Origin of the sequence: Desulfonatronovibrio magnus, assembly GCF_000934755.1 — a bacterium.
Taxonomy (GTDB): Bacteria; Desulfobacterota; Desulfovibrionia; order Desulfovibrionales; family Desulfonatronovibrionaceae; genus Desulfonatronovibrio; species Desulfonatronovibrio magnus.
Map to the genome: position 1 here is coordinate 715,217 of NZ_KN882175.1, position 12,471 is coordinate 727,687.

A 12,471-nucleotide genomic window follows, 5' to 3' on the forward strand; every position below is an offset into this window, starting at 1 on the left:
CAAAAGGATGAGTCAATGCAAATTTTAAAAAGAGTGTTCATACTTTCTTTGCTTGTAATGTTCTTTATACCTATTACCAAAAACCAGACATCATCCAGTGAACACATACATTTTCCAGTAGTTGATCTCAGATTTTACGAACAGCCACACGAAGGGGTACCCTACTTTGATCGGGTTTATGCAAACTATTTTCCTGCGGACACTACCCGTCAAATTGCCTATGAGATAAATTTTGAAAATCCTGCCCCAGGCAGGATAGTTCAAATACCTATCACTATAAAGTGCCACCGCTCTGATGGAGCTCTTGTTGAAGAAAAACATACAACCCTGACATTACAGCCGGAATGGACCAAATGGTGGCATTCCGGCGTTTTGGCAATATCAGAAGCCGGCAATTGGAAGCCAGACACCTATACGGTCAGCATCTATGACCAGGGTCGGGAAATCGCCAGTGAACAGTTTACCATTTTATACATTCCCAAGCCAGGATCTGATGAGTGGAAAAAAGCTGACAGACTCTCAGAATGGGCACAGGCTTTTTTTCCTGAACTATTTCCCTTTAACCCTGATACAAAAGAAATTGAAGGCATTCTCTACCGACATTATCCGGAGGCAGAGACATATTTAGCCACTTATATGGGTAATTTTTATTGTATTTATCAGGATGTATTTCAATACTCGCATGTTATTGAACTGGGAACAGTGGATTCATGGATTGACACTATCAGTGACTATGAAAATGAAGCAGGCCCCCAGGGTGCTGTCATTGAGTTTTCTAAATCCCATGGCGTTACTGCTAAGGTTAACATCCCTGCTGGGGCATTGACAGAACACGCAACTATTCTATCTGGTATAGTGGGGAATCAACATGAAGCTGCTGTTTCTCCAGCATGGCGGATTGACTTTGGTGATGTCAGCCTGTGCAGGCCTGTTGAGATCCAAATCAGTGGGTTTGATGGAGCGACTGAACCCCTCTACTTTATGGTGTCTGATCGAATCGCAGGAGTAGACGGAGCATCTGAAATGTTTCCGAATCTAATAGAAGCAACCATCCAGGATGGTACGGCATATTTTACTATTCCTCCCAGTGAACAGTGTGAAACAGGCACACAGAATCCAAGCATAACTCCTGTCAACAATACTTTTTCCAAGTCTAAACTCCAAAAACAATCACCAGCAACTAAAACCCGAACATCACTGACTTTTTGGGCAATCAGCGGATATGCTTCTATGGCTTCTGATAACTTCAGACTAACATATCCCACAGCTATACTTGCAGAAACCATTGATATACCGGAAAGAATACTGACATACGCTGAAGAAGCATACAACAGGCTCAAAAACATGGGTTACAGATTCAGAAGTGAAATAAACTGGCCGGTACAGATTAATGTTAATTTTAATATGGGGGAAACTGAAGGTGAAGTCCACATACCTCTGTCCGGCAAGGCCGATTCATCCATCAACATCAATGCAGCGCTTTGTACTGCAGAAAACTTGAGGCAGCTTAAAGCAACTATAGGTCATGAATTTTTTCATGTTGTCCAAAGTATTTATGACCCCCGATCAGGTCTGCGTATAAGACATTCCTGGACAACTGCCTATTTCTTCTGGCTGGCTGAAGCATCTTCCGTCTGGTTTGAGTCTATCATGCTTCAAGATCCTGACTATACAGCAAATGTATTCGTTCAAAACATCCCATATTATTACAAAAAGGGGCTTGAAACTTACAGTTCCAAGGATGAAGCTCAACATATGGGCTACGCTGCATCTGGGTTTATAAGATACCTCGCAGATAATTCTTCACATGGAAATAATGTTGTACGCAGAATCTGGGAAGCGGTCCGTAATCAGGGAGTAACCCGAGGAACATACTCAGACTTGAGAGCTTTGAAAAATAGTTTGGGTTCCCGATATGAAACCGGCCGTCTTTTTTCAAACTACATGGCAAAACTTTTAACCAACAATACCGACTACCTCTACCCTCCTTCCGGGGACTGGCCAAGGTTTCGTCTGGTTCGTGATGCAAATTTTGAAAGGGCAGTTACCGTTAATCCCAGTTCATCTGAGTACGAAATCCGGGCTTCCATTGAGCCATTTGCTGCACATAGGTGGCGCTTCACTTTTCCTGATGTAGATCCTGATAATAACAGTTACAGTCTGGTAGTCCTGGAAGATGCTCCGACTAAGTATCATTACTTTGTATATCGAGGATATTTTGATGGCACCGAATCGACGCTTGACTCGGAATACTCAGCCTATCTGACTAAAGAGGAACCATGGTTATTCGATGCGCAGCAGAATGATCAGATAGTGGTGGTTGCCGTTAACACCACAACTGATGCCCCATACACAACTTCGGGTGAACTGGCGGTTAAGCTGGAACGCATAGAAGAAACCACTGTATCAATTGCTGGAAATGATTTTACCCGATATCTTGATTCAGGGGCTACTTCATACACACATGTATTTACCGCATCAGCTCAGCCAGCTGGAAGATACACTTATCGCTGGGATACTGGTGATGGTAGTGCTCATGCGCCTCAATCCATTGAACCCGGGCAAATATCAAGTCTGCGGCATACATTTCACAGTTTACAGGATGGTGATGAGTTTCGAGTACTTGTCAACTTGTATGATGAAGACAATAACCTTCTCGACAGCGATTCAATTAATGTCAGGTTTGCCATGAGCACAGTCAGTATTACAGGCGGTGACATAACACATCAACTGGGTGAGGATGATTATGAGCATACTCACTCTTTTGAAGCTTCAGCTCAACCACCTGGCAGCTATACCTATCAGTGGGATTTTGGTGATGGCAGCGCAAGGATTACAGATCATCCAGAATCCGGAGAAAAATCCTCAGTCACTAAAACCTACACTAACCTTAAGCATGGAGATGAATTCAGTGTCCAGGTCACTCTTTACGATATAGATGCCAGACCGCTGGCCACAGACTCAGTCAAGATAAAATTTGAAAAATCACAAACTGGATCCAAGGTGCATAATACCACCAAAGACACTTGGCATGATACTATCCAGGAAGCAATCGATGCGGCATCTGATGGAGATAATATAGTTGTTCCCCCGGGCACATACGAAGAAAGTATTGATTTTCTGGGCAAGAATATCAGAGTGGTGAGTTCTGCTGGGCCGGAATCAACCATCATTGACAGGTCTCGCTTTATATCCGGACAAGTTAAATTTGGTAATGGTGAAAACAACAGTGCTGAATTGTCAGGCTTTACCCTGATTGATGCACCCATCAGAATCAGCAATGGTTCATGGCCTGTCATTCATAATAATCATGGCTCAATCCGAATTATCGACGGTTCAGCAGCAGCTATTACAGATAATACTCTCAGTTCTTTACAAATAATTCGAGCCAGGTTTGATACAAATAACATTAGCGGCAATACCATTGAACGGATATCCATAGAATCTTCGACAGTTGTGATTTCCAATAACATTATCAACGGGGAAATAAGCCTGCGCTCCGCAGCTAACTCTACAATTGAAAATAATATTATCACAGACTCTGATGATAACGGGATCACTATTTATGAAGATGACTCAAACCTTAGAATAATCAATAACGGCATTGTCAACAATGAAGGATATGGCATCACAGTTACTGCCGGCACTATAACAGTCAGCAATTCAATTATTGCCGACAATGATATCAGTGACAATAAAATAGGCGGTATTTTTTTGAATGGGGACAATAATACCATAAAAAACAATATTATAATGGACAACCTCGGAGCTCATCCATTGAAAGGCAATATTCCAGGCGTGGAAGTCCGCGGCGACAACCTGATTATTAAAGAAAACACCATAAGCAATAATCCCGGCAGAGGAATACTGGCAAGAGGCTCAGGTAATATCACAAGCAATACAGTTAGAGCAAACAGAGATGGAGGTATTAGGGTCGCAGGTAATTTCACAGTCAGTGACAATTCCATAAGTGAAAATCGTACTGATGATTCTGGTGGGGGGATAAGTATAAATTCCTCGATCGATTCATCAGACTATATTGAACTCGGAATATATGTTATTGAAAACAATTTTATAAGCAATAATTTTGCGAAATTAAGTGGTGGTGGAATTATGGCCGCCGGCAGATTAACCACAGGCACAGAAGTAACCATTACAGGCAATAACATAACAGGCAACGAAGCAGGTGTTAGTGGAGGAGGATTATATGGCGCAGCAACCGATTGGGATTTGTCTGTGCAACGGTACGCAACCACTGACGATGATATCTGCCCTGACGTGGACTTTGGGAGTGGCAAAATACCTCAAGATCTGGTTTTTTATGTTTCACCCGTATTTCAACCTTATGATGAGCCCAACAATACATACTCTAATAATATTCAGGGAAGGGGTTTTAGACCAGAATGTCTTTTTCCTGACCACTATGAAGGCCTGGGAAGACTGGAAATCGGAGCAGATGCCTTTGTCTATAGTTCATGCTCACATCGATGTGAAGTTAGAGAATAGCCATTTCATATTTATCAAGCTTAGGAAACCATAAGGCGAATTCCAACTGTTTTTTTATCGCCTGATTTAACTTTGGGTGACAGCTAAAATTAAATCTATACTTTATATAAGTTGGAAAGGGACTGGCTCTTTTGCCGCCGGATAGTCCTGCTGCTTTGCGGCTTGAGGTTGGCAAACCTGCCTGTCCCCGGAGACCGAGGCAATAATTAACACAAAGTGTCTATTTAGTGCTAACACATCCCTCATAATTCAAGTTTTTCAAACTTTGGTCGATAGTATTAAGTAACAGCAGATAACATTTCTCTTGAGAATGAATAACCATGCAGACTATTACTTATAACTTGAGATTCATAACAACCAGGGCCAAACTCCTGACCATCCTCTGGCTCTTGCTGATCCATGGCACTCCTGTACTCTCAATTGAGACAGATAGCCATGACTTCACTCAGAGCACGTCAGACTTACACAATGCCAACTCAATTTTTCGATTTCTGGAATCCCAGTTCTCTGATATACTCTATCCCTCACAAATTACAAATAGCACCAACGGCATATATTATCGCGTCTACCCAATGGCAAATCTTTCGCTTTGCATAATGGATAATTCGCTTTTTCTGCTCGAGGATACCGGCGGCATCGGTGTATGGCACAATGTTGGAACTGTTAAGCAGTGGCTGGATATCATTGCCGGGCAACCTGTTTTTACAATCCATCCCCAAAACCAGATAATGCCTGATTATCTCTCTATTCCACCGCCTGCAGTAACATTTAGAGCCAGGGCAACAGGCATTTCTCCCCTCAAATATCAATGGCAGGTTTCATCCAGCTTTGGAATAATCTGGGAAGATATTCCTGATGCTACAGACAAAACTCTGACAGTTTACAGATTCAGTGACCATGATGTCGACGGTCTCCTTTTCAGATGCCGAGTAACTGGCACTTACAGCAGCGTTTCCTCTACCAGTGCCTTGCTCAGACATGCCAGGCAGCATAGCCCATCCATTGTCTCCCATCCTGCAGACCAGGTCATGCCTGATTATCTCACAAGCCCAGCTCCATATGTGACTTTCAGAGCCAATGCAGAAGGAGACGAACCGCTTCATTATCAGTGGCAGGTAGGACGGTTTGATGCTGAGAGTGTTCTGCGCTGGACCAATATTAAAGAAGCTACAGAAACTTCATTGCGTATTTATGCATTAACCGACCTTTCCGACAGCGGCACTTTTTTCCGCTGTCGTGTTACCAACAGGCATGGGGCCGCAATAACAACAAGTGCCAGAATTTTTTATTAGAAATTACGTAACAGTTAAGTTTTTCAGAAAAGCAGAGGACTGTTTTTTTTGCCCCTGGATATTCGGGATGTTTTCGGTTTGAGGTCAGCAATGCTGCCTGTCCCCTGTGGCCGAAGCAATAATTACATGAAATGCCGCTGTAGCAGCAGTAAAGAGCAAGGATAAACGTTCCAGCTTATCCCTGAAGTATCAGCAATTAATGCTACACTGGCGCGTATATTGCTATGGATATTAACAGAGCCTTTACTTGTTTGTTCATTAGAAAGACAGCACATTTTAAAAAAATTCCTTTAGGGAATGAATAGCACGAGGTAACCTTGCAGGTGAAATATGGGTGTGTGCAAAACGATTAAGGAAAATTAGGATAAACTTTTTTTTGCTTTTTCTGTCATTTCTTATGAATTCAGTGTCCATAGCAAACGTAATTAAACATATTCAGTGTAAACCATTCATTAAAACGGGCCTGCATGGCCCTTCAGGGAGATTTGCCATGAAATCTGATGTAAGGAAGTTCAGATTGTTTTTTTTGCCCTTGATATTTAGCGCAATGCTTTTGATGGCAAGTCAGGTTAGTGCCACCAATATCGAACTGCAGGTATCCGGTGCATCTAATGAAATTGTATCCAGTGGTCAGCAACTGAGATCAGGACTCAACTATTTTCTTCCAGGTGACTTGCTGGAGTTAACCGTTGAAAACACAAGTTCTGTCGACGGCAATGCCTTCATTTCCATCAGCCTGAGAAGTGACAGCAGCGACACTCAGGCTCAGAGGGAATGGATTGAAAGATGGTTTGTTTATAACCACATTCTTCCTTTAGGGTTCCCCACAATAAGCGGTAGCCATATACCTCAGCCGCTGACCATGTTGCCTGCCGGCAGCAAGATTACACTGCTCCATTTTTATGTAGATTCAGGTATATCCATGAGATACCCAGTAATAATAACAGCCTACCTCTATGACGCAGTTGGGGGCATTATCGGATTTGATTCCATAACCATATTTTTCAGGCCATTGTAACAAACTGGACAGCTAAACTTCTTGTAACTGTTTGTTTTCAATTTGTTTTTTTATAGCTCAATATGCTTTTTGGGGCTTGAGCAAGTCTCTCTTTAACTCTATTGACTTTAGTTCTTTCAGCCAGGGACAAAAAACCAGGCACAATGAACTCTCAAGTAACAAAAACCGATTAATTATTTTTATGCATCTGCTTTTTTCCATAGTCCCTAAGTTTTGGTAACAGTTTTATGAATTACTTATCACTTTTTTCATGTGACTTGTTTTATCATTGTGCAACTCTCGAACAATTTTCATCCATAATTAGCTATGAAAATACATAAACTGATTATCCTTACATCTATTTGTATGACACTGCCTTATTTTATGTCAGTCCATGCTTTTACCTGGAAAGACCCTTACGTCCAGCAGGAAGTCAACAATATCTGTCTTTTTAACTGGCTTGAAATGACCTACCCCTCCCTTTTCAAACCAGCCAATCAGCAGACTTTGTTCATTACGGCTGAAAACGAAAAAGTTGATTACCGATACTACAGAATAACCGATTCTTTCATAGCAGCCTGGAAACAAAAACTATACTATATAGGCATAGATGATTCAGACACAGATTATAAACTTTTTAACCTTGGCCCTTTGAATGACTGGTATTTTTTGTCTGGATGTCAGAGCGCTCATCTAAAATTGTACCTTCAAACGCAGGAATTTACAATCAGCGGACCTGCCAGAACCAGGTGGAAAGAAATCGGTTTACCTTATAAAGCTGAAATGGTGACCAGAATGGCCTTGACTGGAACAGACATTATCAGCCATGGAAAATTCAAGCTTGAAGCTATAGGAGACAGTTTTGTCATAACAGGAGTTGAAGTTGGGGATCTTCTGGACAATACTTGGGCTATGGCTGAAGGACTTCCCTGGGAACTTGGGGATATTACTATTAACCCGGGCGATGAAATTGTATTTGAACTAATTTCAGGCAGACACGGAGAACTCCCCTCAATCATAAATTTTTCTTTTATGGTTGAAGGCATGGGTCAGGTGTTCAGCCTGATCATGCACTTCGAATCAAGCACTTACCCTTTGCGTTATTATCGCGATTATCCTTACACCTGAAAAAGTGGAATATTTAATTGACAAATGAGCATTCAAAAGCTAAAGTTTTTTAAACATTAAGCGATTATTTAATAACTAGGATTATTTTCTGAATATTTTCTGCAAAGCATTCCTATACAGACTGCGTTTTCCGCGGTACAATCTGTTCTGACAGATGCAGAATCCGGCTAGTAAGACTTTGATCTTTATGCTGATTTTGTAATTAATTGTTTTGCATTTTTTTTGTGGCTCTTCGACGCTCAACATGGAATTCAATATGTGAAGCCCCCAGAAAAGTGCAACATCAAAGCAACTTTTCTGTAGCCTCTTCTATAAAAGCAACTTGGCGATGTTATTGCCAATGCAATTTTTTTCAAAAACCTCCGAGAGATGATGCAGCTTTAACCAAATTTTTTCAAGAACCTGCTAATACATAAACCACTTAAAGCCCTGAAATTACAATAAAAATGCCTAAAAACACTGTGAAAAAGTTACAGTGTTCAAACCGTAATTCCACACGAAACGTCGAAGAGTTTTCTTTTGTATTTTCGGAATATCAGCCATTTCTGACAGGCTATTTTTTTTGCCTTTACTTTACTTAAAACCTTTTTCGCCCATATTAATTTAACCTTTTCAGGAGGATGAAACCATGAAAGCTAGATCAAAACTGTCCTTTGCAGGGCTCTGCCTGCCGCTTGTACTTGCGGCTGTCATTTTAATCGGCTCTGCTTCCAGCCTTTTTGCCCAGGCACGCAACAACCTGACCATGAACGTAACCGGAGCTTCTGATCAGATTACAGGCACTCTTACCAACCTAAGAGGCATGAATTATTTTGATGCAGGAGATTTGTTTACTTTGTCCATAAATAACCGAGGTGAAGCTGGCACATTATATGTTTCTGTTCAAATTGGAGGAACTATTGCCTGGTTTGATTATGATACTGCAAGCAATCTAGAAGTCATTACATTGAAACCAGATCAAGCTGATGTTTCGACATTTAATTTAGGCAGGCTACCTCAAAACAGCACCGCATATGTTATGAATTTTTCCATATTACCAACCTTCAACATAAATGATCCTCTCACTTTTACAGCTTTTCTATATAATGATAACGATGATTTAATCGGCATGGCATCTGAAACCGTATTTTTAAATCCAGAGGATGCATCGCCAACTCGTGTTGCCGGAGAATTCTATCCATTACCTTAATCTCAAAACTTAACTTAAACAGTAATTATGACTCAGCAATTACTTTCATGATGCATAAGGATATTTCAAATTTTTGCAGTATATTGATTGCGGTGCTTTTATCATGTTATCAGCATTGTGATGTATGTTAAATTGCTTTAAAACAAACAATACCGGATAACATTTCTTGGTTTACCAGCGCCTGCAAAAAATATTTTTTGCAGGCGCTTTATATTATCCTAAAAAATCAAAAGTTTTCCATCTTCCTCGCACTCAACCAAGCAGCCTATATGCTTATTTAAGCCCTGAATAAATTGGCTCTTATAGATCACTATCAGCACCGAGGGGTGATTCCTGACACCTGCTGCTTATAGAATTCCCATTTCTTCAAATATAACCCTGTTCACCTTACGCACGTCATAATATTTTTCAGCCATCAGCCTGCTCTGTCTTCCCATCTCTACAACCTTGTCCGGGTTATTTATCATGTACTCCATGGCTTGTGCCAAAGCACTGGGATCCCTGACCGGGACCATGATCCCGTTTATACCTGCCTTAAGTTTACCACCCTTGAGATAGTTAAACTTTCCGGTTTCAGAATCAGGAAAAACTGTTTCCCTGCATCCGGGAACATCTGTAGTAATTATGGCCTTGCCGCATGCCATGGCCTCCAGAGTACTTCTGGGAGTTCCTTCCCTCCAGGAGGGAAGAACAAAAACACTGGATTTTCTGAGCCAGGGGCGGACATCCTGGACCTGTCCCGGCCACTCTATTACGCCTGAATCAACCCACTGACTGACTTCCTCGAAGTTAAGGCCTGCAGGGTTGATGTCTTTTCCTCCCATAAGTAAAAAATGAGTCTGCGGGTACTTTGATTTGATATTTTTAGCTGCCTGGGCGTATTCTCGTATGCCCTTATCAAACAACAACCTTGCAATGAGAATAAACTGCATTTTTTCATTCTTTACTGTTTCAGGCATATAATAGCCCACATCCACCCCTGAGCCAAAAACCCTGACTGCTTTTTCCTTTTCAAGCACACCCGAACTGACAAATACAGCCAGATCATCCGGATTATGAAAGAAAACCCTCTTGTTATGCTTGAGAGCCATTTTATAGAGCATACTAGCAGCCCTTTTGAAAGCTGGATTCTTAAGAGAGTAATGTTTCGGGCTGTCTGTAAACAGGTATCCCAACCCGGAAATCATGGAATAAATATTTGAAATTCCAGCTTTTTGAGCAGCAAAAGACCCATATATTACCGGTTTAATAAAGTTGCAGAAAACAGCATCAGGGCTGAGTCTTTTCAACAAGCCACTTAACAGAAAAATATCTTTAAAGTCCACCAATGGGCTGGTTCCTATCCTGTCCAGATGAAAGCTGATGGGAATAGCTCCCAGACTGCGAGCTTTTTTTCGAAGATCAAGGTTATAGTCAGGAGCAAGAGTGTAAACTATTATCCCCTTGCCACTCAGCTCTCTAATCATGGACCCCCTGAAATTAAGCTGTGAAAAGGCCTGGTTCGATATAAGCGCGATGGACTTGATACTGTCTTTGCAGACAGTTTTTTTGTGAGCAATATTTGCTGAAACGAGATGATTATTCAAGGCTATGCTGAATTGCACCTTTCTGTTTTCGTTTCTCCTTGCAGCATCGAAAAACCAGCCCCATTTGTTAAAATACTTAAATGCTGAAAACAGATGGTGCATAAAGGCTACTAAATCTCTTCTGGATGCCCTTTCAAAATGGTGGATAATTGACACGCCAGGGTAGAAAACTGTTTTGTATTTTTGTCTGATCCTTCTATTCAGATCATAATCCTCAAAATACAGAAAGAAACGTTCATCAAAAAAACCAGCCTCACGCAACGCATCACACCTGAGAAACATGAAACACCCTGAAAGTGATGGAACATCTATGGGGCTATCCAGTGGAAGATCATGCAGTTCATATTTTCTGCTCGCTTTTCGGACCATCCACTCCGGGATGTAGTAATGTACAAGTCTGAGCATCAAAGTGAGGGGATTAGGCATCATTTTGGCCAGGTATTGGTTACGGCCGTCAGGATAAGTCACCAGGGGCATGACATTGCCTACATCAGAGTTTTGCTCCATGAACAAAAAAAGTTCATTTATTACTGAAGGATCAAATTCAATATCAGGATTTATCACCAGGTGGTACTTAGAATTATATCCCATTGCTATTTTTATAGCCTGGTTGTGACCTGCGCCAAAGCCTGAGTTGTATGGAGAATGGATATATTCAAAGCTGCATTTGCTATCCAGAAGCCCAGCTATTGAAACAGATGAATTGTCTATTATATAGACTTTAATATGGTGGATAGACTCAGTCAGCTGCCTGAGCACTGAATTGATGAGATCTGGATTGTTATTATAGCGTACTATTGATGCGGTAAGGATCATTATATGAGGTTATCAGCTCAAAATTAGCTTAGTGGTGTGCACATAGGGTAAAATTACCGTTTAGTAACAACATAAAAAAAATATCTACGTAACAACTCCCAATGAATACCAATGTATTCTGAAATATTCATTTTTTGCGAAAAATAAACTCTCACGGCCAAAAGATGGTTAATTGAGTTAAGCATCTGTTCAGAAAACTTTGTTCTAAAAGATTCATCATTCAACAGGCGGGACAACTTTTTTAAGCCTCCTGCCTGCATACCAATTTTGTTCCCCCCATGTTGACGATACTGAACAAGACTGCGACTTAAAGGTATGATTATTCCCAATTTTGCTGCTACACAGGCTGTCCACCAGTCATGAACAGCCTTGTCCGGCATTGCCGTCATTTTCTCAAGCATAGCCTTGTTAATCATGCAAGCACACCCTGTAACACAATTTCTGCGAATAATATCTATAAACTTTAATTTATGGGGGTCAATTCCGGAAACTTCCCAGAATGAACCAGTTATGGATTCAAGATTCTCATCAACAACTTCAAGATCGGAAAAGACTACCACGGGGATACTGCCAAGCCCATTGTCAGGCATGTGTTCAAGCATGGTAGATATCTTATGCCTTGACCAGATGTCATCTTGATCTGCAAAAAAAACCACACTCTCTTTAACATGTCTCAAAATAGCTTTTATGGATCCCGTAACACCAAGGTGCTGACCATTAGAGTCCATTACTTTGATTCGAGCATCTTTTTCCGCAAAGCAGCTGACAATCTTTCTGGAAGAATCGGTTGACCCGTCATCCCTGATATATAAACTGATTTGTGGATACGACTGTCCCAAAATAGATTCAATCTGGTGAGCAAGAAATGCTTCGCCCTGATAAACAGGCATGACAATGGCGACCATGGAAAAATCCAGTTCATGCGCCCAGGTCGGCATCGGTCATTTGTTCTTTTGA

The 12,471-nt window shown here is 41.2% G+C and carries 7 protein-coding genes; 5 read left to right on the top strand and 2 right to left on the bottom strand.

Annotation, left to right across the window (positions count from 1 at the left end; genetic code table 11):
- The first annotated feature begins 15 nt into the window (after positions 1–15).
- The 5 genes from LZ23_RS15065 to LZ23_RS15085 all read left to right on the top strand — a co-directional run bounded on the left by LZ23_RS15065 (position 16) and on the right by LZ23_RS15085 (position 9,112).
- Positions 16–4,506 carry a right-handed parallel beta-helix repeat-containing protein gene (locus LZ23_RS15065; RefSeq protein WP_045215324.1) on the top strand — a complete coding sequence of 1,497 codons (4,491 nt, stop codon included), beginning with the start codon at positions 16–18 and terminating at the stop codon, positions 4,504–4,506.
- Positions 4,507–4,826: 320 nt separating this feature from the next.
- Positions 4,827–5,798 carry an immunoglobulin domain-containing protein gene (locus LZ23_RS15070; protein WP_045215325.1) on the top strand — a complete coding sequence of 324 codons (972 nt, stop codon included), beginning with the start codon at positions 4,827–4,829 and terminating at the stop codon, positions 5,796–5,798.
- A 490-nt stretch (positions 5,799–6,288) separates the two neighbouring features.
- Positions 6,289–6,816 (top strand): hypothetical protein, encoded by a 528-nt coding sequence (locus tag LZ23_RS15075; RefSeq protein ID WP_157493239.1) that lies wholly within the window; start codon positions 6,289–6,291, stop codon positions 6,814–6,816.
- 363 nt (positions 6,817–7,179) lie between these two features.
- Positions 7,180–7,923 (top strand): hypothetical protein, encoded by a 744-nt coding sequence (locus LZ23_RS15080; RefSeq protein WP_157493241.1) that lies wholly within the window; start codon positions 7,180–7,182, stop codon positions 7,921–7,923.
- Positions 7,924–8,551: 628 nt separating this feature from the next.
- Positions 8,552–9,112, top strand: a complete 561-nt coding sequence (locus LZ23_RS15085) for a hypothetical protein (protein ID WP_045215329.1) — start codon at positions 8,552–8,554, stop codon at positions 9,110–9,112.
- A gap of 347 nt (positions 9,113–9,459) precedes the next feature.
- Here the strand turns inward: LZ23_RS15085 and LZ23_RS22805 are convergent, their stop codons facing one another.
- A complete protein-coding gene (locus LZ23_RS22805) occupies positions 9,460–11,514 on the bottom strand; it encodes a glycosyltransferase (RefSeq protein ID WP_052507418.1) in 2,055 nt (684 codons plus the stop codon).
- Between the two features lie 53 nt (positions 11,515–11,567).
- Entirely contained in the window at positions 11,568–12,452 is an 885-nt protein-coding gene (locus LZ23_RS15095; protein ID WP_052507419.1) for a glycosyltransferase family 2 protein, read from the bottom strand.
- Positions 12,453–12,471 lie beyond the last annotated feature (19 nt).

Bases quoted from the DNA above. Each gene is read 5' to 3' on its own strand.
- LZ23_RS15065 (WP_045215324.1), top strand. From the start codon at position 16: ATGCAAATTTTAAAAAGAGTGTTCATACTTTCTTTGCTTGTAATGTTC.
- LZ23_RS15070 (WP_045215325.1), top strand. From the start codon at position 4,827: ATGCAGACTATTACTTATAACTTGAGATTCATAACAACCAGGGCCAAA.
- LZ23_RS15075 (WP_157493239.1), top strand. From the start codon at position 6,289: ATGAAATCTGATGTAAGGAAGTTCAGATTGTTTTTTTTGCCCTTGATA.
- LZ23_RS15080 (WP_157493241.1), top strand. From the start codon at position 7,180: ATGTCAGTCCATGCTTTTACCTGGAAAGACCCTTACGTCCAGCAGGAA.
- LZ23_RS15085 (WP_045215329.1), top strand. From the start codon at position 8,552: ATGAAAGCTAGATCAAAACTGTCCTTTGCAGGGCTCTGCCTGCCGCTT.
- LZ23_RS22805 (WP_052507418.1), bottom strand. From the start codon at position 11,514: ATGATCCTTACCGCATCAATAGTACGCTATAATAACAATCCAGATCTC.
- LZ23_RS15095 (WP_052507419.1), bottom strand. From the start codon at position 12,452: ATGCCGACCTGGGCGCATGAACTGGATTTTTCCATGGTCGCCATTGTC.